Raw genomic sequence first — 22903 nt, forward strand, 5'->3', positions numbered from 1 at the left:
GGCCCACAGCGCCAAAGCGATCAGACCGGCGCCCGCCAAACCTGCGACGCCGAAAACTCGCGCGCCCATAGACGTCGCTGGCGGTTCAGTTGAAGGATTGGCCTTCGGGCTGTCGCCCTGCCCCTTTCAAGAGGAAAAGCCCGTCTCCGTCAGTCGGATACGTCGCAAATCGACCCCCGTCTCATTTCTGAATCGCGCGACGGCAGCGCTTTGAAGTCGACCCTTCATCGCCGCGTCATTCGCCTTCATAGCGTCTTCATAGGCAACGCTCTGAATGATGAAATTGAGGATCAGAGCCTCTGCCATTTCCTGCTTTTCAGCATCGTTCAAACGGCTGAATCCAGCGTCCGCCTCCATGCCTGCAAGAACCTGACGCTTGACCGCCAGCACCTGACTGCGGCTCACATCGGTCACATCATTGGCTATCTGCCAGTTGATCATCCAGTAAGCGGTCATGGCGTCGGCGGCATCCCCGCGACGTAAGCCATATGACGATACGTGACGCCCCCAACGTGCAAAAAAGTCCTCACGCTCCATGGCCACCGCCAGTCCGGCCGCGTCCCCGCCATTGCGTCCAACGAATTCAGTAAATTGGCGTTTCACTCGCTGAGTAACTGCGGACTGAGCACGATACGTCGTCTGCACGACAGGCTCAGCGCGGCGCGGCGCGGCAGCAGCGCCAGTTGCGCCCGAACGAGCCCCGGAGGTGTTCAGCGGAAGAGGCGTTATAGCGACCGGATAGGCGACCGCTTCAAAGCTGCCCATCGGCATATAGGATTGAGCGATCACAGGATAAGTCAGCCCCAAACTCATGACACCGATCATCGGAATCAATGACTTACAGAAACGTTCAAACTTCATCCTACACAGCCTCTGCTCTAAATCGCCAACGCAGCCACTCCTGAGAGTGGCTGCGAATTTAGCCGACAATCTGTCCCAATCAGCGCGATCGGTCTTAACCGTTCTTGCTAGCCAGGGTTTTATTTCCTTCACCAATCGCCTTCTGCGTATTGTTCAGGGCGTTGGAAACCAAGCCATACTCTTGACCAATACCTTGCATTTCACCCGTCAACCCAGCCAGCTTGGATTGATTGTTCTGATCAATCTTACCGAGACCGGCGATTTCGCGCGAGATCGCCATCATTCGATCCATCTTCTGATCAAGCACCGAACCTAGAGCGATGCCGAGGCGGACCAGGAATGACTGGCCGTTGGCGTTGCCTACACCGCCTGCCGAAGCCGCCTTTTCATTCTCATTCTTCATGCCGTCGATGATCATGTTCGACATCTTCTGGACGAAGTCTTCGCTCGCACGATGGAATTCGCCAGCCTGATACGGTGTGGCGCCAAACAGATCAGATACGCCCTGAGTCGCTTCCTGAAGATTTGAAGCAACGCCAGCTGGATTACCCGTAGCGCCCGCGAAAGCAGCCTGAGCAAGATCAATAACCGACTGCGGCAACCCCAGTTGCTGGCCGACCTGCTGCAGGATCTGGCTGCCCACCGTTTGCATAACAGTCGAAAGAGCCGCCTGAAGCGCGACAGAAGTGCCGCCCGTGGCGACCGCCAGGGCCGCCGTGCTGACCAGGCTGCCGATGTTAAAACCGCCGCCGCCGATGCCGAACATGATCTTTCTCCGAATAAGTGTGCGTTTCCGGTTCGCCGGCCAGGCGCCTCGCCCGGAAACCCGACGACCTCACGAAACCACCCGTCCCCTATCCTCGGTAGTCAGGCCGTTCCCCAGCTAGGGACTTCCCTAGCCAGCGGCGCAGGCGCGGCGGAACGCGGGCGGCGACGGCCGCCGTCTGGGCCCGCGCAGCCTCAGCGCGAGCGGCGTCCTCAGCGATTTCTTCGGGCGTGCGGGCGCGGCGGTCCAGAACGGTGATCCCGCCCGCCGTGACGCCCAGCAGCAGCACCTCGTCGCGCCAGACCACCACCGTCGCCCGCTCGCGCGTTCCCAGCGGCAGCGAGCGAATGAAGCGGATCTCATCGCCGCTGGGAGCGCCGCTCTGAACCTTCTTCAACATGCGGATCGAGAAGAAGGCCAGCCCCAGCACCAGGGCCAGGGCGACCAGAACGGTCAGGAAGTCCATCAGCAAGGCGAGCGGCGTCATCGGGTCTCCGAGGCGGAAGCCACGCCGTCGTCCGGCATGGCGGGAAAGAGGGGCGCGCGGCGGAAAGCGTCCTCGGACCCGGCGGCGTCGCCCAGTCCTTCGCCTTCGTCCGACAGGTCGACCGGGTCGAGCGTCTCGCCGCGCGCCGCTTCATCGCGCAGGCGGCGCGCGGTCAGGATCACTTCGGCGACGGCGGCGAACATGTCCTCGGGCACCACGGCCTCGACCGGCACCTGTTCGTGCAGGGCGCGGGCCAGGGGGACGTTGCGGATGATCGGCACCCCTTCGCGCTCGGCCATGCCGCGCATGGCGCGCGCGATCAGGCCGTCGCCCTTGCCCGCCACCACCGGCACCACGTGCTCGCCGGGATCATAGGCCAGGGACACGGCGATGTGGGTCGGATTGACCACCAGTGCAGCGGCCCCGCGCACGGACCCGACGGCGCTGGACTGGGCCCATTCCTGGGCCAGTTCGCGGCGCCGCGCCTTGACCGTGGGATCGCCCTCCATGTCCTTGGCTTCCTGACGGATGTCGCGGCGGCTCATCCGCAGCCGCTTCATGAAGCTGAAGCGCTGATAGGCCGAATCCAGGATGGCGACGAAGACGAAGACCACCAGGGTCCAGCCCAGCAGGTGAAACCCCGCCGCGCCGAACGCGCCCAGCACCTCGCCCGGCTGGGCCGCCGACAGGCGCAGGATGCGATCGAACTGGCCGAACAGGATCAGCCCCGCCAGCCCCAGCAGCAGAGCCGTCTTCACCAGCGATTTCGCCACCTCGAACAGGTTGTCGGTGTTGAACATCCGCTTCAACCCCTCGCCGGGGTTCAGGTGATCCAGCTTGGGCGTCATCTTTTCGAGCGTGAAGACCGGCCCGGTCTGCAGGAACTCCATCAGCGACGCGAACAGGGCCACCGGAAGCAGCAACAGAGCCGTCAGATAGACGAACCGTCGCGCCGCCGACCAGGCGACCTGCTCGAAAGCGTCGCCGAACGGCTGATCCATCACGCGGAACACGTCGTCGAACAGGGCGGCGAAATTCTCGAACACCGCCCCCGCCAGCATCAAGCCGACCAGCAGCCAGGCCAGCAGCACGGCGGTAGAGCCGACGTCCTTGCTCTTGGCGACGTCGCCCTTCTTGCGCGCGTCCTGAAGCCGTTTCGGCGTCGGCCGCTCTGTCTTGTCGCCGCCGTCGTTCTTCTCCGCCACCTGCGATCCGCCTCATCGAACAACTAGAAAAAACACGAGAAACAAGCCTTGCTGAATACAGAAACAGCACAGCTTATGGTCAAGCTTATTCTTTATCCGAACTCTGATCGCTTCAGATAAAAAGCAAGCTAGGGTTAACCCTACTGGCAAAAATTTTCATTACCGATTTCGTTGACAACATTCATGAGCAATAATATCGCTGTCACACAAGATCGAAATTCACATAGCTTCGGGCGAAATACGAAGTGAGACAATTTTGCTCGGTAACAGGCACAGTAATACTTATAATTACTGTATGGAATCATTCCGCAATTGCGGAAGACTGCAGCGCTACCTCATCGCAGCTGGTCGCTTCAGCCGCTTCCGTCAGCCAGTTTTCAATGGCGCTGGGAAGCGGAGCGTTCAGATCAGAGCCTTGCTCGACACACGCGCCGCGGGAGGCGCAGGCGGCCCAGCAACTGCTGATCTATGACAATCAGTCGCCGACCGAGGTGATCGGTTCCTCAGAAACCGTTGTTTTTTACACGCGCCGCTCCCCGACGATCAGCACGGGCGCGCATCGCAGCCGGACGCCGCACGGCGATCTGATCGTCGCGGCGGCGCGCGAGCACGACATCGATCCGGCCCTGCTGCAGGCGATCATCAGCGTCGAATCCGCCGACAATCCCAACGCCCGCTCACCCGTAGGCGCGCGCGGTCTGATGCAGGTGATGCCCGCCACCGGCCGCCGCTTCGGCGTCGCCGACGAGATGCGGCTGCACGAACCCGAAACCAATATCCGCGCCGCGTCGCGCTACCTGAAGACGCTTCAGGGCCTGTTCGGCAATGACCTGCGCCTGGTGCTGGCCGCCTACAACGCGGGCGAAGGCGCCGTGCAGCGTTACGGCCGCAACATCCCGCCCTACCGCGAGACCCAGGACTACGTCCGCAAGGTCATGGCTCGCTACGACCAGCTCCTCACCGCCCGCCGTTCCTCCTTCCGATAGCTCTCAACGATCTCCGTTCGGCCTGATCCGCCGGCAGCCACAAGGCGCGTCCATGTCCTTCGCCAGCCCGCTGAAACTGCTGGGCCTGCGCCACAACGGCGGAGGCGTAGGCCGCTATTCGGACCTGTTCCTGGTGGCGGGTGTGGCGGCCATCATCGCCATGATGATCATGCCCCTGCCGTCGCTGGCGATCGACGCCCTGGTGGCCATCAACATCAGCGCGGGCGTGGTGATGCTGCTGGTGTCGATCTACATCGCCTCGATCGTCGACATCTCGGTCTTCCCCAGCCTGCTGCTGATCACGACCCTGTTCCGGCTAGCGCTGTCGATCGCGACGACGCGGATGATCCTGCTGGAAGGCCATGCCGGGGCGATCATCAACACCTTCGGCAACATGGTGGCGGGCGGCAATCTGGTCGTCGGCCTGGTGGTCTTCCTGATCATCACCGTCGTGCAGTTCATCGTCATCGCCAAGGGCGCCGAACGGGTGGCCGAGGTCGCCGCCCGCTTCAGCCTGGACGCCATGCCGGGCAAGCAGCTGTCGATCGATTCCGACCTGCGCTCGGGCCTGATCGACAAGGACGAGGCCAAGCGCCGCCGCCGCCTGCTCGAGATGGAGAGCAAGCTGAACGGCAATCTCGACGGCGCGATGAAGTTCGTGAAGGGCGACGCCATCGCCGGGATCATCATCGTCGTGATTAACCTGCTGGGCGGCCTGGCCGTGGGCATGTTGCAGAACGGCATGGATTTCGGCGCGGCGGTCCAGAAATACTCCATCCTGACCATCGGCGACGGCATGGTGATGCAGATCCCGGCCCTGCTGGCGGCTATGTCGGCGGGCCTGCTGGTGACGCGCGGCGGCGATTCCGAGACCGACGCCCACCTGGGCGCCTCGATGCACCGCCAGTTGTCGGCCCAGCCCAAGGTCTTCCTGGTCGCGGGCGGGATGTGCTGGCTTCTGGCCCTGGTGCCAGGCTTTCCGACCGTGGTCTTCTTGCTGCTGGGCGCGGCGGCCATGACCGCCTCCATCATGATCGAGCCGCGCTGGCGCAAATCCGCCGGGCGCAAGGTCAAGGCCCTGACCGGCCGCGCCGCCGCCGAAGCCGACGGCCCCATCGCCTCGACCCAGACGCGCCCGACCGAAGGCGCCGCCATGACGCCCCTGTTGCTCGAGATCGACGGCCGCGCCTTGCGCGCGACCGATCCCGAGCGTCTGACCGCCGCCCTGGAGACCCTGCTGGACGAGTTCGAGGCCTCGCTGGGCGTGGCCCTGCCGCGCGTGACGGTGCGCTACGGCCCGGCCGAGGCGGCGGACCGTTGGCGGCTGATGGCGTTCGAGGCGCCCCTGGGCGCGGGCGATCCTGGCCCGGCCGAGGACGCGCTGGATGCGACCCTGGCCGGCGTGCGCGGCCTGCTGCGGCGCAATGCGGGAATGTTCATCGGCATCCAGGAGGCCTCGACCCTGCTGAACCGCGCCGGCGAGAGCTATCCCGAGGTGGTCAAGGAGGTCGCGCGCGCCCTGCCCCTGGCCCGTATCGCCGAGATCATGCGTCGCCTGGCCGAGGAAGAGGTGCCGCTGCGCAACCTGCGCGACATCCTGGAATCCCTGGCCGACGCCGGTCAGCGCGAGAAGGATCCGCTGGCCCTGACCGAGTTCGCCCGCGTGGCCCTGCGTCGTCAGATCAGCCACCGCTACGCCCCCGACGGCGTACTGAAGGCCGCCGTGCTGGAGCCCGCGCTGGAGAAGCACCTGCGCGAATCCATCCGCGTCGGCGGCGCCGGTCAGCAGTTGGCGCTGGAACCGGACATGGCCCGCCAGATCATCGAGGCCGTTCAGAAGACGGTGCGCGACACGGAGGCCGACGCCGTGCTGGCCGCCATCGACCTGCGCCGTCACATCCGCAAGCTGGTCGAGCCCGAGCTGTTCGACACGCCCGCCCTGTCGTTCCACGAGCTGCTGCCCAGCCTGAAGCTCGAGATCGTCGGCCGGGTCGCCCTGCCCGACCTCGACGCGGCGACGCCGGCGGCTGTTCCCGCCCCCTCCAATCCTCCCGCCTCCACGGCCGCTGCGGCCTGAAACGACGGACCCTGCATGACGATCAAGACGCCGACCGCCCGCAAAGGCTTCAAGACCGCCCTCCTGGCCATGGCCTCCGCGGCCACGCTGCTCGGCCTGTCCGCGCCCGCTGCGGCGGGCGATCCGCCGATCGGCAACCAGACGCTGCAGATCGCCCCGCGCGAGCAGCCGGTGGGTCAGTTCCTGCAGAGCTTCTTCGGCCAGTTGGGCGTGCCGGTCATCATCAGCCCCAACCTGCGCGGCACGGTGAACGGCGCCTTCAGCGGCCCGGCTTCGACCATCTTCAGCCAGGTGGCGGACGCCTTCGACCTGGTGGCCTATTATGACGGCGGGGCGGTCTACATCTATCAGACCTCCGAACTGACCAGCCAGTCGATCCCCGCCTCGCCGCAGATGCTGCGCCGCGTGCGCGCCACGGCGCAGGAAATGGGCCTGCTGGACAGCCGCAACACCCTGCAGCCCGCCGGGCAGATGTTGGTCGCCAACGGCACCCGCCGCTTCATCCAGCAGATCGACGAGATCGCCCGGGCCGGCCCCGGCGCTCGGGCCGAAGCCGCCCAGCCGACCTACGAATACCGCGTCTTCACCCTGCGCTACGCCTGGGCCGATGACGTGACCTTCGAGACGGCCCAGAGCGAAGTCACCATTCCGGGCGTCGCCTCCATCCTGCGCGCCATGGTCAGCAACGACCCGAAAGGCGCCGTCGCCCGGCGCATCGAGACCCGCCGCTCGCCGCGCGTCGGGGGCCTGCGCGGTCAGGGTCTGGCCTCGCAAGGCGCGGCGCAGAACGGCCTGATGGACGCCAGCTATGTCGACGGCGGCTTCACCCCGACGCCGGACACGCTGGGTCTGGCGCTGGCAGACGAACAGATGGCGGGCGGCGCGCCGGTCCAGCATGCGCGCATCCAGGCCGACACGCGCCTGAACGCCGTCATCGTGCGCGATACGGCCGAGCGCATGGGGGCCTATGAGGCGCTGATCGCCGCCCTGGACAAGGAGCCGCAGCTTCTCGAAATCCAGGCCACCATCATCGACATCGACACGACCCGCGCGCGTCAGCTGGGCATCAGCTGGCGCTTCGACGACGGTCGCGGCGGCATCCTGTTCGGCGACGGCACGCGCAACGACGAACGCCTGCGCCGGGGCCAGGACATAACCCCGCGCAACAACGGCCTGGCCATCTCCACCATCATCGGCAACGGCGACTACTTCGTCTCGCGCATCACGGCGATGGAGGATGAAGGCGTCGCCCGCATCGTCTCGCGGCCGCAGATCGTCACCCTGTCGAACGTCCAGGCCCTGTTCGAGAACACCCGCAGCTTCTACGTCGGCCTGGAAGGCGAGCGGGACGTCGACCTCTACAACGTCACCGCCGGGACCACGCTGAAGGTCACGCCGCACGTCCTGCGCGACCAGAACCAGACCCGTATCCGGATGCAGATCCAGATCGAGGACGGCTCCCTGACCGACGCCGACGTCGACGACATCCCGGTCGTCCAGCGCGCGGCCCTGAACACCCAGGCCATGATCCTGGAAGGGCAGAGCCTGCTGCTGGGCGGCATGGTGGTGCAGCAGGACGTCAACGCCGTGACCAAGGTGCCGGTGCTGGGCGACATCCCGGCGGTGGGCCTGCTGTTCCGTCGTTCGGAGCGTTCGACGGGCCGGATCGAGCGCCTGTTCCTGATCACGCCCCGCCTGGCGTCCATCGGCGAGGAAGCGCCCGCGCCGCGTCTGGACTTCGGCGCCATTCCCGGCTCGCCCGAGACCCAGCCCCTGCCCGCCGCCCCGGCCCTGCCCAAGGGCGGATCGCGCATGGGCTTCAATCAGGGGTCGGCGCCGAACGACCCTCTGCCCGCCCCGGCCGCCACGCCGGTCGTCGCCGTGCGCGAAGCGCCGCCGCCCGGCTTCACCCCCTATGAACCGGCCAAGGACTGATCCGCCATGCCTGCCGACGCCGTCGCCGCACCCGAGACCGAAAGCCTGGTCCTTCGCGTCCTGGCCGGGCGCGTGCGCGGCGCCTCGGCGCCGTTGGAGCGCGGCCGCGTCATCGCCGTCGGCCATGACCTCGACGCCGACATCGTCCTGCGCGACGCCAGCGCCGAGGGGGTGCGGCTGACGTTGAAGGCGCGAGCGGACGCCGCCGACCTGGACCTGACGTCCGGTTCCGTGACTTTGTTGGGGCATGAGCTGGCCGCCCCAGCCCAGGCCATCCTGCCCCTCTATCTGCCGCTGCTGATCGGCGACAACGCCGTCGCCATCGGCGAGGCCGAGAGCCCGCGCTGGAACGAGGCTGAGCGCATCCTAGCCGCCGCCCGCCCCTTGCCGGACGACGACAGCGATGAGGACGACGCCCCGGCCGACGACGGCCGCAACTGGCAATATCTGCTGAACAACACCAACGCCCTGGTGTCGCGCTCGGCCAAGTTCGTTCCGGTTCTGCTGATCGCCGTCATCACCGTCTCAGCCCTGTTCGCCATCAGCACGGGCGTCCCGGCCTGGCCCAAGTCGCAGCCCAAGCCCGCCAAGGTCCAGGCCGTCCTGTCGGAGGAAGGCTTCGACAAGCTGGTCGTCACCAAGACCGAGGCGGGCGATCTGCGCATCGAGGGAATGCTGGCCTCGGACGCCGAGCGCGTGCGCCTGCAACGCATCCTGGCCGTCCGCGAATGGCGCCCGCGCCTGGAGCTTCAGACCCACGACGGCATCGCCCGTCAGGTCGAGGAGCTCTATCTCGCCAACGGCGTGAAGGCAGCCGCGCGCTCGGTCGGCGCAGGCATGGTGCGGCTGGACGTCACCGGCAGCGACCCGGACGAAGCCGCCCGCCTGGAGCGTCTAGCCATGGGCGAGATCAAGGGCCTGCGCCGCATCGACGTCAGCATGCTGCCCGGCGCCGACGAGGGCGGTCGCTTCGAAGACATTCAGCAGGGCGGCGGCAAGCGGGTGGTGTCGGTGATCGGCGGCGAGCGCGGCCACGTCACCACCGCCGACGGCGCCCGCTACTTCCCCGGCGCCGTCCTGCCGACCGGCCACCGCATCGTCTCGATCGAGGACACCCGCGTCCTGGTCGAACGCAACGGCTCCCGTTCCGAACTCAACTTCTGACCCCAGCCCAAAAGGAGAATACCCATGTCATCCCAAAGTCTGAACGGCCTCGGCATGCTGGCCGTCTCGCCCGGCCTGAACAGCGAGCGCGACAAGGCCCGCCCCGGCTCCTGGTTCGAGGCCATGGCCCATTCGTGGGGTCAAACCCTGGACGCCCAGGCCGGCCGCATCGTCGAACTGTCCGAGCAGATCGGACCGGGCGGCGAGGACAAGCCCTCGACCATGGCCATGCTGACCGCCGAGTCGATGCGCATGAACTTCATGGCCAACTCCTCCTCCACCTCGACCGACTCCGTCGGCAAGGCGCTGGAGACCATGGCTCGCAAGAACTGAGCCCTTCATTTCAACAGGAGGGGCCCATGTCCTTCGAAGCCTCGGCCGCCGCAGCGGCCATACCGCCCGAAATGCTGCAACCCCAGACACAGCAGATCGACGTCGCCTACAACGCCACCCTCAGCCAGGCGGTGCAGTTCCAGAACCTGCTGCACGTCACGCCCCTGTCGGCTCCGGCCGCCCCGACCGAGCCCAACGGCGTCATGAAGACCATGATGGGCGCCCTGGAGCAGGTGAACGGTCAGGCCTCGGACCTCGCCGCCCTGGCCCAGGCCGCCGAGGGCAAGGCCGGCGGCATGACGCCGGGCGAAATGGTCATGATGACCGTCCGCGCGCACGAGTTCATGTTCAACTGCCAGCTCACCTCCAACATGGCCAACCGCACCTCGGACGGCCTGCAGCAGCTGTTCCGGCAACAGTCCTGAGGGAGGCGGTCATGCGAATCCGATCGCTCGCCGCCCTCGCGGGCGCGGCCCTCCTGCTCGCCGCCTGCGGCCAGCAGGAGCTTTACGGCGGCCTGACGGAACGCGACGCCAATGAGATGGTCGCCGTGCTCAAGGCTCAGGGGCTGGACGCTTCCAAGACCCGCGACGGCGACAACTGGGTGCTGAAGGCGGATCGCGGCGACTTCTCCCGCGCGGTCGCCCTGCTGCACGACCGGGGCTATCCGCGCCAGAACTTCGCCAGCATGGGCGAGGTCTTCCAGAAGGAGGGCTTCGTCTCCTCGCCGATGGAGCAGCGCATGCGCATGATGTACGCGCTGCAGCAGGAGCTGGGTCAGACCATCTCCTCCATCGACGGCGTGGTGCAGGCGCGCGTCCACATCGCCGTGCCGGAAAGCGATCCCCTGGCGCAGGAGAAGCCGCCCTCCTCCGCCTCGGTCTTCATCAAGCATCGTCCCGACTACGACATCTCGGCCCAGACCGGCTCGATCAAGGCCCTGGTGGTCAACTCGATCGAGGGCCTGCCCTACGACAAGGTCACGGTCGTCGCCTTCCCAGCGTCCGAAGTCCTGACCCAGCCGCAGGCGCCGGCCGTCACCCAGCTCAGCCTGCCGCTGGGCGTGCTGATCCTGGGCGCGGCGGGACTGGGCATCTACGGCCTCTATCGGCGACCCAAGCCGCGCGCCAAGGCAGACGCCAAGCGAGGCGAGGCTTGACGCCGGACGCCGCCAGGACCGAACGCGCCGCCCTGTGGCGCCGAGCCCGCGCCCTCGACGGCGCGGATGACGCCGCGCGCTCGCCGCGCGCTCGCGCCTTGGCACGCCGCCTGACGCCGCCGCGCGGGCCGATGGACTACGCCGCCATCCTGAAGGCGCCCGCCTGGTCGGCCCTGCCCCTGAACGAGCGCCGCCGCCTGGCCGCGACCTGCGGCGCCGTGCTGCTGGCCGAGCGGCTGGCGGCCAGCATCGACGGACGGATGCTCGGCGTCGTCGGACGCAGCATCGGCGAGAGCGCGCTGGACGCCGTCCTGGCCCTGCCGCCCGCCCAGCGGCCCGAGACGCCGCCGGTCGGCTCGCTGGACGCCGAGGCGCTGGAAGGTCTGGGCGCCGCCGCCCTGCTGGCCGGTCTGTCAGGCGAGACGGCCCGGCGGCTGGCCGACGGCCTGGCCCCGCCCCTGCTGCGCCTCGACGCCGACCAGGCCCAGGCCGCGCGCCGTCTGGCCCTGACAATCCGCGGGATCGCCGCATGAGTTTTCACTTGATCGCCGCCGCACCCGACGCGGCCCTGCTGACCGACCGCCCCGTCATTCGCCGCAAGGAACGCGTCGTCGTCGAAACGGCCATCGACCTTCTGGCCCAGGCCCAGGCGCGGCTGGCCGAGGTCGAAGCCCATCGCGCCGCCGAGGGCGAGGCGGGTCGCGCCGACGGCTACGCCGCCGGCTATGACGCCGGGCTGACCGCCGCCGCGCGCGACGTGGCCGAACGCGCCGCCCGCCTGCACCGCGAGATGGAGGCCGAACGCGAGCGCCTGCGTGAAACCGCCGGCCGCCTCGCGCTGGACGTGGTGCGCCGCATCGCCGCCGAACTGGCGCCCGAGGCCGTGCTGGCGGCCCTGGCCGAGCGGGCGGTGAAGGACGTCCTGCCCGAGGCGCCGGTCGTGGTTCACGTCGCGCCCGACGGCGTCGGCGCCGTCTCGACCCGGCTGTGGCCCATCGGCGCGGCGATCGAGGTGCGCCCTGACGACGCCCTGGCCCCCGGCGACTGCGTCATCGAAACCGCCGCCGGACGCAGCCACGCCGGACTTGAAGTCCAGCTCGCCGCCCTGGAGCGCGCCTTTGAGAGGGGGCGCGCCGCATGAGCCACGACGCCGTCGAACTGCGCCTGCACGACGCCCTGCGCCGCGCCCGCACCCTGGACCGGCGCGGGCGGGTCGTTCAGGCCTTCGGCACCACGGTGCGCGCCACGGGACTGAACGCCCGCATCGGCCAGCAGGTCGAGATCCGCGACCCCGCCGGCGGCCCCGTGGTCAAGGCCGAGGTCGTGGGCCTGAGCGACGGCGCAGCCATATTGACACCCCTGACCAGCCTGAACGGCCTCGGTCCCGAAGCCGAAGTCATCGCCGCCGACGACCGGACCGAAGTCCCCAGCGGCCCCGGCCTGCTGGGCCGGGTCATCGACGCCTTCGGCCGCCCGCTGGACGGCCTGGGCCCCATCGCCGGGCCGATTGCCCGGCGCGACGTCTATGCCGACGCGCCCAATCCGCTGGCCCGACCGCCGATCAGCGCCCTGTTCCCGACCGGCGTGCGCGCGGTCGATACGCTGCTGAGCGTCGGCGTGGGACAGAGGGTCGGCGTCTTCGCCATGGCGGGCGGCGGCAAGTCGACGCTGATGGGAATGTTCGCCCGCCACTGCGCCGCCGACGTCAACGTCATCGCCCTGATCGGCGAGCGGGGACGCGAGGTGCGCGAGTTTCTCGACGACAGCCTGGGGCCGGAAGGCCTGGCCCGCTCGGTCGTGGTGGTCGCCACTTCCGACCGCCCGGCGATGGAGCGCGTCCGCGCCGCCCACGCCGCCACCGCCATCGCCGAGGGGTTCCGCGCCCAGGGCCTGCGCGTCATGCTGCAGATGGACTCCGTCACCCGCTTCGCGCGCGCGCTGCGCGAGATCGGCCTGTCGGTCGGCGAACCGGCCGTGCGGCGCGGCTTTCCGCCGTCGGTCTTCGCCGAACTGCCCCGGCTGTTCGAGCGGGCGGGCGCGATCGAGGGCGGCTCCATCACCGCCTTCTACACCGTGCTGATCGAGGACGAGGAAGGCGGCGACCCGATCGGCGAGGAGGTCCGCTCCATCCTGGACGGCCACGTCTATCTGTCGCGCAAGCTGGCGCAGGCGAACCACTATCCGGCCATCGACCCGCTGACGAGCCTGAGCCGCGTCTTCCCCCGCGTGACCTCGCCCGAGCATCAGGCGGCGGCAGGCAAGGTCCGCGCCTGGCTGGCCAAATACGCCGAGATCGAGTTCCTGCTGCAGATCGGCGAGTACAAGCCCGGCGGCGATCCCCTGGCCGACGAAGCCGTGCAGCGGATGCCCGCCCTTCGCGCCCTATTGCAGCAGGGCGCGCATGAAGGCGTCGCGGCCGAAGCGGCCCTGGCTCAGCTGACCGAGGCGGCGTCATGAGCGGGCGCGACCGCATCACCCTGCTGCGGCGCCTGGCCCCACTGCGGGCGCAGAGGGTCGAGGCCGCGCGCCGCCTGGTCGCCGTCGCCCAGGACGCCCTGGCGCGGACGCAGGCGGCGTTGCAGGCGCGCGAGGAGTCCATCGCCGCCCTGGGCCGCCACATCGAGACTCTGGATGAATGGTTCGCCTCGGGCGCGGGCGGCGACGCGCGCCTGATCGAAGGCGCCCTGTCGCGACGCGGCCTGATCGTCGACCGTCGTGAAGCCGAGACAGAGGCCCGCGCCGAGGACCAGCGGGCGGTCGAGACCGCCCAGGCTGAACGGGACCAGGCTCTTCGCGCCCTGATGCGCGCCACGGCCCGCCACGACGCCGTCGACGGCCAACTGCGCCGCGCCGTGGCCCAGCGAGCCGGGCGTCGCGAGGATCAGGAACAGCTCGATTTCGAGGAACGGGGCCGCCCGCGCCTGCAACTGCTTATGGGAGGCCGCGCCTGATGGCCGACGCCGTGAACAACTCCGCCCCCGCCCGGCCCGCGCCTTCCGCGCGGTCGGCCAGCCCCGCCCCCTCGGCCTGGAGCGGCGGCGCCTTCGAGGCGGCCCTGGACCAGGCCGCTGCGCGCCGCCATGCGCTCGAAGCCGGCGAGCGCCAGCCCCGCTTCGCCCGCCGCGACGAAGACGCCGAACCCGTCCGCGACCGCCCCGACGACGCGCGGCGCGAAGAGGCCAAGGCCGACGACAAGGCGGACAAGGCCGAGGGTCAGTTGAACATTGCGGGGGCGACCGGCCTGAACGCCGTCCAGGGCGGTCCCGCCGCAGCGGCGGGCTTCACCGGCGACGTCGAAGCCATGGCGTCGATGATGGAGAAGGCGTGGCTGGCGGCCCAGGCCGACGCCGCCAAGGGCATGCAGGTGCAGTTCACCGACCGGACCCTGGCCCTGGCCGGGTTCGGGGTCATGCGGCTGGCCGACGGCGGCCTGACGCTGCAACTGGCCGCCCACCAGCGGCCGACGCCCGAGCTGGAGCGCGCGCTGGAGCTGATGCGCCGTCGGCTGGAGGCGCGCGGCGTGGCCGTGTCCGAGGTGCGCGTCGCCCCCGCCGATCCCGACAGCGAGCATCGCCCGCCGGACGGGGTGCGGTGAGCCATGATCTCAGCGCGGCGTGAAATCCCAGCGGCCCTGGTCGCGATCGGCGCGGGCGGCGTCCAGCACGGCGCGCGCCGTCTCAGCGGGAGCACGACCCGCCGCCAGCCCCTCGGCGGTCAGCCGCACCAGGCGGCGGCTCTGGCGATTGTGCAGCCCCTCGGTCGGGTTGTCGGCGTCGGCCGCCAGCTTTCCGGCATAGAGGCGCGCCGCCTCGGGCGAGGTCTGGATCAGGGTCAGGACCAGGGCGGCCGCGCGCTCGAACGCCTCATCCTCCAGCGGCTGGCCCACCACGTCGCGGGTCAGCCAGACGCACAGGAATTCCAGCGGCCCCACGCTGCGGGCGTTGGTCATCAACCCCCCGCCGGGACCGGACAGGCTCGAAAAGGCCGCCGCGCCCCAGGCCGGCAGGCGCGTGGCGGGCAGACGATCAGTCGTCAGGGCCCGTGCCAGGGCGTCGGCGGCCAGCCTCCGCGCCTCCTCGTCGCCGAAGCGTGCTACGGCGGCCAGCAGCTTGACGAAGCCGGGATAGAGGGCCTCGCCCAGACCGTCGCAGACGCGCTGCAGTACGGTGACGCGCGCATCGGGCGTCGACTGGCCATGCAGGCCGTCGATCAGAGCCTGGGCCGCGCCGGCCCAGTCGGGTTCAGCCTTGAGAACGAGATCGGTCACGATGACCGAGGCATAGCCTCAGCCGAAGCCGTTGTCGCGGGTTTCGGTCAGATGATCGGCGATGGCGCGAGCGGCCGCGTCCATGTCCAGTCGATCCGACACCCGCACGCGCACATCGTCGCCCGCGAAGGCGGTGAAATCGCCGAAAGCCTGGCCGCCGCGATCGTGAGCCCGCGCCTCGGCGCCCAGCGGCGTCGAGGCCGACAGATCGCGCGACCAGACGCCGGACAGGGGCGCGTTGTCGGTGCGGATCGTGGTCATGGCGGTCTCCTCGACGTGGAACGCTCCACGCTAGACCGTCAATCTAGGCGCATCGGCGCGCCCCCGCCATTCGGGACTTCCCTAGCCGCCTGCGGCCCGGAGGCGCGCCAATGACCGCCGCCCTTCGCCCGCTCGACGCGCCGCAATGGACCGACGCCGCCCTGTCGGCGCTGAACATCTGCGCTGCCGCCTTTGACGCGCGCGGCCTGACGTGGCGCTCCCCCGCCTTCCTCGCCGCCTTTCCCGAATGGCGCGAGGGCGAGGCCCTGTCGGCCGTCGAAGCCCGCCTGCCCGGCCTGTCCGAGGCGATCGCGGCGGCGCGGCGCGAGGGCGCCTCGGACGCCCTGATCGTCCAGCCGGGCGGCCGCCGGGTGCATGACGTCCGTCTGGCCCTGTCCGACGGCCTGGTTTTCCTGGAGCTGTCCGACGCCGCCGAGCGTCAGGAGGCCCAGCAGCGTCACCTGGCCGACCGCGAGGAGCTGCTGACCACCTCGCGCGTGCTGTCGGTCGGCGAGATGGCCACCATGATCGCCCATGAGCTGAACCAGCCGATCGGCTCCATCGCCAACATCCTGCGCGGGCTGAAGGCGCGGCTGCAACGCGGTGCCCTGACGCTCGAGACCGGCGCCGAAGCCCTGGACCGCGCGACCGAGCAGGCCCTCTACGCCTCGGGCGTGATCCAGCGCGTCCGCACCTTCGTCGATCAGCGCCAGCCCCAGGTGCAGCGGCTGGATCTGGCGCGGCTGGCCCGTAACACCCTGGACCTGCTGGACTGGGAGATCACCCGCGACCGGGTGACGGCGCGCGCCGCCACGCCGCCGGACCTGCCCGCCGTTCTGGGCGATCCGGTCATGATCCAGCAGGTGCTGGTCAACCTGGCGCGCAACGCCCTGGACGCCATGCGCGGCGTCGACCTGCCCCGGCGCGAACTGACCATAGAGGCGCGCCACAGCCTGGACGCGCGCCAGATCGAACTGACCCTGACCGACACCGGGCCGGGCGTGCCGGAAGAGGCGAGCGCCCGCGTCTTCTCGCCCTTCTTCAGCACCCGCAGCGGCGGCATGGGCGTCGGCCTGGGCATCTGCCGCTCGATCATCGAACTGCACCGCGGCCGCCTGTGGTTCACGCCCGGCGAGACGGGCGGCAGCGTCTTTCACATCGCCCTGCCGCTGGCCGCGGCCGAAACCCCGACCGAGGAGGCCCGCCCATGAGCGCCGTCGCAACACCGGCTGACGGGCCGTCCGGCCGCATCTGCCTGGTCGACGACCACGCCGAGTTCCGCCAGTCCGCCGCCTGGTGGCTGGAAAGCCTGGGCTATGAGGTCGAGTGCTGGGAAGAGCCCGCCGCCTTCTTAGAGGCCATGACTGAGCGCCCGGCCGAACCCGCCTGCTTCCTGCTGGACGTGCGAATGCCGGGGATGTCGGGGCTGGAGCTGATGGAGGCGGCGCGCGAGCGCGGGCTGGATCAGCCGGTGATCTTCATGACCGGGCACGGCGACGTGCCCCTGGCGGTCGAGGCCATGCGGCGCGGCGCCGTCACCTTCCTGGAGAAGCCCTTTCAGGAGAAGGCGCTGGAAGAGGCCATCGCCCTGGCCTTCCGCACTACACAACCGGAAACAGAAGACGAAACAAACGCTTCTCCGCTGTCTCTCGCCTATCAGGAAAGATTGTCTCGCCTGACCGCGCGCGAGCGCGAGGTCATGAATCTGGTCGTGGCCGGTTCCTACAACAAGGTCATCGCCTATGACCTGGGCATCAGCCCCAAGACGGTCGAACTGCACCGCGCCCGCATCATGACCAAGATGGAGGCGCCGACCCTGACCCATCTGGTACGCATGGCGGTGTCCGGCCAGGTCGAGGAGGCGTGAGCGTGGCCCTGGACGCCCTGCCCTCCTCGCTCGCGCCCGCGCGACCGCCCCGGCTGGACGAGCCGACCGTGCGCGCCCGCGCCGCCGTCGTCGCCGCCCTGGACGGCCTGACGCTGGACGGGCTGCGCGTCAGCGTTCTGATCCCCGATCACGACGAGACCTTCGTCGGAGAGCAGGTCGCCTTCGCCACGCCGCACGGCCCCGTCCGCGTCGCGCCCCTGACGATCGACGGCGCGGCCTTCGAGAATGGCGACCACGCCGCCCTGCTGGCCGCCGTCTCGACGCTGGAGCCGCTGCTGGCGGCGCTGGAAGACGCAGGCGCCGAGGCGCTGACGCCCGTCGGCGTGCGTTCCGACACGTTCGATGCGGCGCACGTCGAGGTCCGCCTCAGCGACGGCGAGCGCACTTTGCATGAGGCGCGCCTGTCCCTGCCGCCCGCATTGGCCCTGCGCCTGCGCCGTGTCGGCGATCAGGCGTCGGGGTTGAACCTGCCCCTGCCGATCCGCCTGCTCATCGAGGGGCCGCGCCTGTCGCCCGACGATCTGTCGAGCCTGCACACGGGCGACCTGCTGCTGATCCCCGCTCTGGCCGGGGCCTGGACCGCGCGCCTGTCGATTCCCGGCGGGACAGCCGTCGGCCTGTTCGCCCCCGCATCCCGAAACTTCACCCATCAACGCAAGGAAAGCCGCATGACCGAGGCCGCCGCCCCGCCTGCCGAAGACGAGCACGGACTGACGCCAGGGGCCGACACGCCGATCGCCGTGACGGTCGACCTGGGCGAGACCGCCGCGCCGTTGAAGACCCTGACCGAGCTGCGCCCCGGCGCCGTCCTGCCCCTGACCGGACTGGACGCCGAAATGCGCGTCACCCTGCGCAGCGCTGGCCAGGCCTTCGCGCGCGGCCGCCTGGTGTCCCTGGGCGAGGCCTACGCCGTGCTGATCGACGCCGTCGCCGACCCGAAGGAGGCCGTCTGACATGGACCTGTCCCAGTTCTCGCCGGGATCGGCGCTCGTCACCGTCATCCTGCTGGCGCTCGCGCCCTTCGTGGCGGTGATGGTGACGTCCTTCACCAAGATCGTGGTGGTGCTGTCCCTGCTGCGCAACGCCCTGGGCCTGCAGCAGGTGCCGCCGAACATCGTGCTGAACGGCATGGCGCTGATCCTGACGCTCTACGTCATGTTCCCGGTCGGCCAGCGCATGGCCGAGGCCACCAACCACATGCCGCCCACCGCCGCCCTCAGCGACACCCAGCAATTGTTCGCCTATGCCGACAACGCCAAGGAGCCGCTGCGCGACTTCCTGATCAAGCACTCGTCGGAACGCGAGCGCGCCTTCTTCCTGCGCACCGCCCAGCGCATCTCCACCCCTGAAAAACGCGCCGAGATCACCGCGCGGGACTTCCTGGTCGTCGTGCCCGCCTTCACCGTGTCGGAGCTGGCGACGGCGTTCCAGATCGGCTTCCTGATCTTCCTGCCCTTCCTGATCATAGACCTTGTGGTGTCCAACATATTGCTGGCGATGGGGATGATGATGCTGTCGCCGACCACCGTCTCCCTGCCGTTCAAGCTGCTGTTGTTCGTGCTGATCGACGGGTGGGTGAAGTTGTCCCACGGCCTTGTGCTCAGTTACGTCTAGGAGAGCGCCCCATGATGAACGCCCAGGCTATCGAGCTCGTCAATCAGGCGCTCTGGCTCGTCCTGTTCCTGTCGGCCCCGCCGATCATCGCCGCCTCCATCGTCGGCCTGATCGTGGCGGTGATCCAGTCGGCGACGCAGCTTCAGGAACAAACCCTGCAGTACACGGCCAAATTCTTCGCCATCGTGCTGACCCTGTTCGCCACGGCGGCGCTGATCGGCGGCTCGCTGTATCAGTTCAGCGACCGCATCTTCACCGAGTTTCCGGCCCTGGTGCGCCGCTAGGTGTTCGAAGGTCTGGACAGTCTGTTCGACAACGCCATCCTGGTGGCGGTGTCGACCACGCGGGTGGCGACGACCTTCCTGCTGATGCCGCTGCTGTCGCCGCAGACGGTTCCGGCGATGGTCCGTAACTCCATCTTCCTGGTGTTCGGCTTGGCGGTGCTGACCATGCAGCCGCAGGTGGCCCAGATGACCATGCCGACGGTCCAGTGGATTCTGCTGTTCGGCAAGGAGGCCCTGGTCGGAGTGGTCATCGGCTTCTTCTTCGCCACCATGCTGTGGGCGTTCGAGGCCGCCGGCCAGATCATCGACACCAAGGTCGGCGCCACCATGGCTCAGGTGGTGGACCCGCTCAGCGGCCATCAGACCTCGCTGAACGGCGAGTTTCTGGGACGGCTGGCCAACTTCGTCTTCATGTTCTCGGGCGGCCTGCTGCTGTTGGTCGGCACCATACTGGACAGTTTCGTCATCTGGCCCATCGGCAGCCTGACGCCGGTGCTGACCATGAGCAGCCTCAGCCTGTTCGAGGGCGAGTTCACACGGCTGATGACCCTGGCCGTGCTGTTCGCCTCGCCGGTTCTGGTGGTGCTGTTCGTCACCGACGGCGCCCTGGGCCTGGTCAACCGCTATGCGCCGCAGCTAAACGTCTTCTCCCTGTCGCTGTCGATCAAGGCGTGGCTGGCGACCCTGATCATCCTGATCATGATGACTGGCCTGGTGCAGACCCTGCTGAACGAGATCATGGGCCGCCACGACACGGTTCTGGAGGTGTTGAAGGCGATGGGACGGCGCTCAAGCTAGGAAGCTAGGGTCGTCCCTGATGGGGACCGTCCCGACTGTGAAGCCCCGCCCGCGCATGGTCCGATGCCGGTCAGCAAGATCAACCTCGGGGCTACACGATGACCAGCATCAACACCGCCTTCTCCAACGCCGTCGGGACTCTCGTGCTCGGCGCGGTCGCCGACCGCATGGCCACGGCGGCCAACTTCGCCCAGATGGGCTTCCAGCTGGGCGTGATGCTCAACGGCGCCTTCCAGCCCGCCGCCCCCGCCTTTTCGGCCTCCATGCCCCAGGACGGCAAGGCCACGGTGGACCTGGGCGACGGCTATACGCTGGAGATCAACGAGGCCAACTCCGAGTTCGTGGTGCGCGACGCCGACGGCAACGTCACCCAGATCTGGGGCGACCCGCACTTCAACTACAACGGCCAGCACGTCGGCGACTTCTGGGACACCATGACCCTGGAGCTCGAGAACGGCACCAAGATCACCGTCAACACCGAGCCCTTCGGCAACAATCCCAACGCCACCGTCACCAGCCAGTTGGTCATCACGCGCGGCGACCAGGCCATGATCATCGACGGCGTCAGCCAGAACCGGCTGGGCGACCTGAACATCAGCATGAGCAACAACGGCTACGCCATCGACGCCGCCTATCGCGACGGCCTGACCATCCGCGAGAACGACGCCGCCGGATCGGGCTGGACCAGCGGCATCACCGGCGACGCCGTCAGCCAGGAAGACTTCAACCTGACCAAGATCGGCAACGCCGGCCTGCCCGAGGCGCTTCAGGCTTTCAGCGACGCCTTGCGCGGCGTGCTGGGCGCCTGGCTGCTGACCGGCGTGTTGAGCGGATTGGCCGAAGCCCTGGGCGGCGCCTCTGAAACCAGCGAGCCCGGCAGCCCGCGCGTCGCCCTCGGCCCAACGCCGACGCGCTGAACTTACCTGCGGTTCAGCGCGGAACCCCGCGGACTTCGGTCCGCGGGGTTTTTCTTCGTCAGAACAGCTTTGAGCTCAGCGTCGGTTCAGGGCGTCGGTCGCGGCGTCCACCATGCGGGCGAACTGTTCGACGGCGCTGTCGCGGGCGGCGACGGGGCCGTCCTCGCGCGCCAGGCCCGCCGCCAGGGCGCGCAGCATGGGCTCGACCACGGCGGGCGCGGTCAGGTGCGGCGTCGCGCGGGCGTGATCCTGAACCGCGCGCACGAAGTCGGTCAGGGCGCGGTCGATGCGGCCCGTCTCGATCGGAGAGACGGCGCTCAGCCGCGCCGCGACCGCCTGGCCGGTCTGGGCGGCCAGCACGCGCATGTCGCCGCCGACCACCGCCCCGCCCTGCTGGCCCAGCTCGGCCCAGACCTGGGAAAGCGCCACGCCTCGGTCCAGACTGTCCGCCGGATCGGGCAGGACCGCGCCAGCCAGCTCGGCCATCGCCTGAACGGCGGCGCCGACGGCCAATGCGCGGCTCTCGACAAACGACGCCCCGGCGGAGACCGCCGAGGCGCCGTTCGCGCCGGAGATGGCGCTGGATTCAGTCATGCGCTCAGCGGCCGTCCAGCATGTTCAGGGCGTCGCGGCGCTCGTCCTCGAACCGCTGGGCGACCCCCGCCTGAACATCGGCGCGCGAGCTGGAGAAATAGGCCAGTTCGCCGTTGCCGTCGCGGCGGCCGCGCTCGTCATAGACGGCGTTGATCAGCGCGCGATCATAGTCGGCGCTGGAGGCGTCGATCCCCTGGCGCTCGACCGCCGCCATGGCGCGGGTGACGACCGCCGTGTTCGGGCCGTGATGGACCGAGGTCGACCACACCACGTCCTGAAGCGCGTGCGAGCGGTTGGAGATGTCCAGGCCCGCATTCTCGATCCGGGCGGACTGCACGTCATAGTGGGTGCGTTCGATGAAGGCGTGCTGCGCGGCCTGGAAGGCTTCCGGCTCGCGCGCGGCGATGGCGCGCCAGGTGTCGGAGAAGGCGCGCGTGCCCGCCGCCGCCCCGCCGAACTCATCGGCCCAGCGCGCCCCGTCGGCGGCCAGGAACTCCTGCGGTCGGTTGCGGTTCACCGCCAGCTGATAGGAGCCGTAGGATACGCCGCCCGGATCGCCCGAACCGGACGACACCGTGCCGGGACCGCGCCCGCCCGTTTCATAGCGCGCCGACAGGGCGCCCAGGTCCGGACTGACGCCTTCCTGCTCCGTCGCGGGCGTCGCTTCAGCGGCGGGTTCGGAAACGGGCGTCGACTGGACCGGCGTCGCCGTCTCGGGCGCCGCGCCATTCAGACGGATCTGCTGGCCGACCTGAATCAGCGATGGATTGGCGATGCCGTTGTCGGCCGCCAGCTCGCGCCAGCTCATCCCGTATTGCTGGGCGATGCCCGACAGGGTGTCGCCGCCGCGCACCGTATGAAAGACCGTCGCCTCGGCCGGCGTCGCGTCTCGCCCCTCCCCCGCGCCGACCGGCAGCGTCACGGTCTGGCCGGGATGGATCACGTTCGGATTGGTGATCTGGCGGTTCGCCGCCAACAGGTCGCCTACGCTGACGCCATAGCGTTCGGCGATCCCGGACAGGGTCTCGCCCGCCCGGACCGTGTGGGCGGGCGCGGCGTCGCGCGCCCCGGCGGCGGCGGCGGACAGGCTGGTGGCGGAGGAAGCGGCGAGAGACATGGGTCGGCTCCAAGAGACGCGGTGATCCGTCAGGCCAGTTTGGCGTCTCTTCGCGCGTCTGAAATCTGGGGCTTTCCCTAGCGACGTCGTTCGCAGGCGGCCCGGCATAGGGGATGTCCCTAGCTAAGGACGCCCCCAGCTTATGCCGCCGCCATCCCGGCCATAGCCTCGCCCCAGTATTCGCTCGCAT

The 22903-nt window shown here is 69.0% G+C and carries 27 protein-coding genes; 19 read left to right on the forward strand and 8 right to left on the reverse strand.

From position 1 onward, the window contains the following. Positions 1-126: 126 nt before the first annotated feature. The 4 genes from FGL25_RS09340 to FGL25_RS09355 all read right to left on the reverse strand — a co-directional run bounded on the left by FGL25_RS09340 (position 127) and on the right by FGL25_RS09355 (position 3319). Complete coding sequence (locus FGL25_RS09340; protein ID WP_138141540.1) at positions 127-861, reverse strand: DUF6683 family protein; 735 nt, start codon at positions 859-861, stop codon at positions 127-129. A gap of 94 nt (positions 862-955) precedes the next feature. Further along, positions 956-1627 carry a hypothetical protein gene (locus FGL25_RS09345; protein ID WP_003164562.1) on the reverse strand — a complete coding sequence of 224 codons (672 nt, stop codon included), beginning with the start codon at positions 1625-1627 and terminating at the stop codon, positions 956-958. Between the two features lie 88 nt (positions 1628-1715). Then, positions 1716-2114 carry a flagellar biosynthetic protein FliO gene (locus FGL25_RS09350; RefSeq protein ID WP_052748058.1) on the reverse strand — a complete coding sequence of 133 codons (399 nt, stop codon included), beginning with the start codon at positions 2112-2114 and terminating at the stop codon, positions 1716-1718. After that, a complete protein-coding gene (locus FGL25_RS09355; RefSeq protein ID WP_138141541.1) occupies positions 2111-3319 on the reverse strand; it encodes an EscU/YscU/HrcU family type III secretion system export apparatus switch protein in 1209 nt (402 codons plus the stop codon). The genes FGL25_RS09350 and FGL25_RS09355 overlap by 4 nt, the downstream gene beginning before the upstream one ends. A gap of 380 nt (positions 3320-3699) precedes the next feature. Here FGL25_RS09355 and FGL25_RS09360 point away from each other — a divergent pair, with 380 nt between their 5' ends. Genes FGL25_RS09360 through FGL25_RS09415 form a run of 12 tightly spaced genes read left to right on the forward strand, consistent with a single transcriptional unit; the run spans position 3700 to position 14568 of the window. Beyond that, positions 3700-4305: a lytic transglycosylase domain-containing protein gene (locus tag FGL25_RS09360; protein ID WP_138141542.1), complete on the forward strand. Its 606-nt coding sequence runs from the start codon at positions 3700-3702 to the stop codon at positions 4303-4305. Positions 4306-4357: 52 nt separating this feature from the next. Beyond that, positions 4358-6382 (forward strand): flagellar biosynthesis protein FlhA, encoded by a 2025-nt coding sequence (locus FGL25_RS09365; RefSeq protein WP_138141543.1) that lies wholly within the window; start codon positions 4358-4360, stop codon positions 6380-6382. 15 nt (positions 6383-6397) lie between these two features. Beyond that, positions 6398-8317, forward strand: a complete 1920-nt coding sequence (gene sctC, locus FGL25_RS09370; protein WP_138141544.1) for a type III secretion system outer membrane ring subunit SctC — start codon at positions 6398-6400, stop codon at positions 8315-8317. A 6-nt stretch (positions 8318-8323) separates the two neighbouring features. Further along, complete coding sequence (locus FGL25_RS09375; RefSeq protein WP_138141545.1) at positions 8324-9481, forward strand: SctD/MshK family protein; 1158 nt, start codon at positions 8324-8326, stop codon at positions 9479-9481. 24 nt (positions 9482-9505) lie between these two features. Continuing rightward, entirely contained in the window at positions 9506-9814 is a 309-nt protein-coding gene (locus FGL25_RS09380) for a hypothetical protein (protein WP_112999251.1), read from the forward strand. Positions 9815-9840: 26 nt separating this feature from the next. Then, a complete protein-coding gene (locus tag FGL25_RS09385; protein WP_003164556.1) occupies positions 9841-10239 on the forward strand; it encodes a hypothetical protein in 399 nt (132 codons plus the stop codon). An 11-nt stretch (positions 10240-10250) separates the two neighbouring features. Then, positions 10251-10973, forward strand: coding sequence for a type III secretion system inner membrane ring lipoprotein SctJ (sctJ, locus tag FGL25_RS09390; RefSeq protein WP_003164555.1), 723 nt, complete (start codon positions 10251-10253; stop codon positions 10971-10973). After that, positions 10970-11506 carry a hypothetical protein gene (locus FGL25_RS09395; RefSeq protein WP_138141546.1) on the forward strand — a complete coding sequence of 179 codons (537 nt, stop codon included), beginning with the start codon at positions 10970-10972 and terminating at the stop codon, positions 11504-11506. The genes sctJ and FGL25_RS09395 overlap by 4 nt, the downstream gene beginning before the upstream one ends. Further along, entirely contained in the window at positions 11503-12114 is a 612-nt protein-coding gene (locus FGL25_RS09400) for a FliH/SctL family protein (protein ID WP_138141547.1), read from the forward strand. Before FGL25_RS09395 ends, FGL25_RS09400 begins: the two co-directional genes overlap by 4 nt. Then, positions 12111-13430 (forward strand): FliI/YscN family ATPase, encoded by a 1320-nt coding sequence (locus FGL25_RS09405; protein WP_128719888.1) that lies wholly within the window; start codon positions 12111-12113, stop codon positions 13428-13430. The genes FGL25_RS09400 and FGL25_RS09405 overlap by 4 nt, the downstream gene beginning before the upstream one ends. Further along, positions 13427-13924 (forward strand): hypothetical protein, encoded by a 498-nt coding sequence (locus tag FGL25_RS09410; protein WP_138141548.1) that lies wholly within the window; start codon positions 13427-13429, stop codon positions 13922-13924. Before FGL25_RS09405 ends, FGL25_RS09410 begins: the two co-directional genes overlap by 4 nt. Further along, positions 13924-14568 carry a hypothetical protein gene (locus FGL25_RS09415; protein WP_138141549.1) on the forward strand — a complete coding sequence of 215 codons (645 nt, stop codon included), beginning with the start codon at positions 13924-13926 and terminating at the stop codon, positions 14566-14568. The genes FGL25_RS09410 and FGL25_RS09415 overlap by 1 nt, the downstream gene beginning before the upstream one ends. A gap of 9 nt (positions 14569-14577) precedes the next feature. On the opposite strand, the gene FGL25_RS09420 is transcribed toward FGL25_RS09415, so the two are convergent. Together FGL25_RS09420 and FGL25_RS09425 are read right to left on the reverse strand one after the other, a co-directional pair. Next, positions 14578-15240, reverse strand: coding sequence for a hypothetical protein (locus FGL25_RS09420; protein ID WP_138141550.1), 663 nt, complete (start codon positions 15238-15240; stop codon positions 14578-14580). Between the two features lie 18 nt (positions 15241-15258). Then, entirely contained in the window at positions 15259-15501 is a 243-nt protein-coding gene (locus FGL25_RS09425; protein ID WP_088491728.1) for a hypothetical protein, read from the reverse strand. A gap of 110 nt (positions 15502-15611) precedes the next feature. Here FGL25_RS09425 and FGL25_RS09430 point away from each other — a divergent pair, with 110 nt between their 5' ends. From FGL25_RS09430 to FGL25_RS09460, 7 genes are all read left to right on the forward strand, one after another. After that, positions 15612-16712: a sensor histidine kinase gene (locus FGL25_RS09430; RefSeq protein ID WP_138141551.1), complete on the forward strand. Its 1101-nt coding sequence runs from the start codon at positions 15612-15614 to the stop codon at positions 16710-16712. Further along, positions 16709-17368, forward strand: a complete 660-nt coding sequence (locus tag FGL25_RS09435) for a response regulator transcription factor (protein ID WP_138141552.1) — start codon at positions 16709-16711, stop codon at positions 17366-17368. The genes FGL25_RS09430 and FGL25_RS09435 overlap by 4 nt, the downstream gene beginning before the upstream one ends. Continuing rightward, entirely contained in the window at positions 17365-18342 is a 978-nt protein-coding gene (locus FGL25_RS09440) for a FliM/FliN family flagellar motor switch protein (RefSeq protein ID WP_167493321.1), read from the forward strand. Before FGL25_RS09435 ends, FGL25_RS09440 begins: the two co-directional genes overlap by 4 nt. Before the next feature lies 1 nt (position 18343). Further along, positions 18344-19003, forward strand: a complete 660-nt coding sequence (gene sctR, locus FGL25_RS09445; protein ID WP_128719882.1) for a type III secretion system export apparatus subunit SctR — start codon at positions 18344-18346, stop codon at positions 19001-19003. 11 nt (positions 19004-19014) lie between these two features. After that, on the forward strand, positions 19015-19287 hold the full coding sequence (gene sctS, locus FGL25_RS09450) for a type III secretion system export apparatus subunit SctS (RefSeq protein ID WP_003164547.1): 273 nt from the start codon (positions 19015-19017) through the stop codon (positions 19285-19287). After that, positions 19288-20085, forward strand: a complete 798-nt coding sequence (gene sctT / locus FGL25_RS09455) for a type III secretion system export apparatus subunit SctT (RefSeq protein ID WP_138141554.1) — start codon at positions 19288-19290, stop codon at positions 20083-20085. It begins immediately after the preceding gene. A 98-nt stretch (positions 20086-20183) separates the two neighbouring features. Then, positions 20184-21002 (forward strand): DUF1521 domain-containing protein, encoded by an 819-nt coding sequence (locus tag FGL25_RS09460; RefSeq protein ID WP_138141555.1) that lies wholly within the window; start codon positions 20184-20186, stop codon positions 21000-21002. Positions 21003-21077: 75 nt separating this feature from the next. On the opposite strand, the gene FGL25_RS09465 is transcribed toward FGL25_RS09460, so the two are convergent. Both FGL25_RS09465 and FGL25_RS09470 read right to left on the reverse strand, forming a co-directional pair. Then, a complete protein-coding gene (locus FGL25_RS09465) occupies positions 21078-21596 on the reverse strand; it encodes a hypothetical protein (RefSeq protein WP_138141556.1) in 519 nt (172 codons plus the stop codon). 4 nt (positions 21597-21600) lie between these two features. Beyond that, on the reverse strand, positions 21601-22713 hold the full coding sequence (locus FGL25_RS09470; protein ID WP_167493322.1) for a LysM peptidoglycan-binding domain-containing protein: 1113 nt from the start codon (positions 22711-22713) through the stop codon (positions 21601-21603). Between the last annotated feature and the right edge of the window lie 190 nt (positions 22714-22903).

It is taken from the genome of Brevundimonas vancanneytii (assembly GCF_901421975.1).
Taxonomy (GTDB): domain Bacteria; phylum Pseudomonadota; class Alphaproteobacteria; order Caulobacterales; family Caulobacteraceae; genus Brevundimonas; species Brevundimonas diminuta.

Bases quoted from the DNA above. Each gene is read 5' to 3' on its own strand.
- sctJ (WP_003164555.1), top strand. From the start codon at position 10,251: ATGCGAATCCGATCGCTCGCCGCCCTCGCGGGCGCGGCCCTCCTGCTC.
- FGL25_RS09405 (WP_128719888.1), top strand. From the start codon at position 12,111: ATGAGCCACGACGCCGTCGAACTGCGCCTGCACGACGCCCTGCGCCGC.
- FGL25_RS09340 (WP_138141540.1), bottom strand. From the start codon at position 861: ATGAAGTTTGAACGTTTCTGTAAGTCATTGATTCCGATGATCGGTGTC.
- FGL25_RS09385 (WP_003164556.1), top strand. From the start codon at position 9,841: ATGTCCTTCGAAGCCTCGGCCGCCGCAGCGGCCATACCGCCCGAAATG.
- FGL25_RS09435 (WP_138141552.1), top strand. From the start codon at position 16,709: ATGAGCGCCGTCGCAACACCGGCTGACGGGCCGTCCGGCCGCATCTGC.
- FGL25_RS09425 (WP_088491728.1), bottom strand. From the start codon at position 15,501: ATGACCACGATCCGCACCGACAACGCGCCCCTGTCCGGCGTCTGGTCG.
- FGL25_RS09375 (WP_138141545.1), top strand. From the start codon at position 8,324: ATGCCTGCCGACGCCGTCGCCGCACCCGAGACCGAAAGCCTGGTCCTT.
- FGL25_RS09460 (WP_138141555.1), top strand. From the start codon at position 20,184: ATGACCAGCATCAACACCGCCTTCTCCAACGCCGTCGGGACTCTCGTG.
- FGL25_RS09350 (WP_052748058.1), bottom strand. From the start codon at position 2,114: ATGACGCCGCTCGCCTTGCTGATGGACTTCCTGACCGTTCTGGTCGCC.
- FGL25_RS09430 (WP_138141551.1), top strand. From the start codon at position 15,612: ATGACCGCCGCCCTTCGCCCGCTCGACGCGCCGCAATGGACCGACGCC.
- FGL25_RS09465 (WP_138141556.1), bottom strand. From the start codon at position 21,596: ATGACTGAATCCAGCGCCATCTCCGGCGCGAACGGCGCCTCGGCGGTC.
- FGL25_RS09360 (WP_138141542.1), top strand. From the start codon at position 3,700: ATGGCGCTGGGAAGCGGAGCGTTCAGATCAGAGCCTTGCTCGACACAC.
- FGL25_RS09415 (WP_138141549.1), top strand. From the start codon at position 13,924: ATGGCCGACGCCGTGAACAACTCCGCCCCCGCCCGGCCCGCGCCTTCC.
- sctS (WP_003164547.1), top strand. From the start codon at position 19,015: ATGATGAACGCCCAGGCTATCGAGCTCGTCAATCAGGCGCTCTGGCTC.
- FGL25_RS09410 (WP_138141548.1), top strand. From the start codon at position 13,427: ATGAGCGGGCGCGACCGCATCACCCTGCTGCGGCGCCTGGCCCCACTG.
- sctR (WP_128719882.1), top strand. From the start codon at position 18,344: ATGGACCTGTCCCAGTTCTCGCCGGGATCGGCGCTCGTCACCGTCATC.
- FGL25_RS09470 (WP_167493322.1), bottom strand. From the start codon at position 22,713: ATGTCTCTCGCCGCTTCCTCCGCCACCAGCCTGTCCGCCGCCGCCGCC.
- FGL25_RS09365 (WP_138141543.1), top strand. From the start codon at position 4,358: ATGTCCTTCGCCAGCCCGCTGAAACTGCTGGGCCTGCGCCACAACGGC.
- sctC (WP_138141544.1), top strand. From the start codon at position 6,398: ATGACGATCAAGACGCCGACCGCCCGCAAAGGCTTCAAGACCGCCCTC.
- FGL25_RS09380 (WP_112999251.1), top strand. From the start codon at position 9,506: ATGTCATCCCAAAGTCTGAACGGCCTCGGCATGCTGGCCGTCTCGCCC.
- FGL25_RS09400 (WP_138141547.1), top strand. From the start codon at position 11,503: ATGAGTTTTCACTTGATCGCCGCCGCACCCGACGCGGCCCTGCTGACC.
- FGL25_RS09345 (WP_003164562.1), bottom strand. From the start codon at position 1,627: ATGTTCGGCATCGGCGGCGGCGGTTTTAACATCGGCAGCCTGGTCAGC.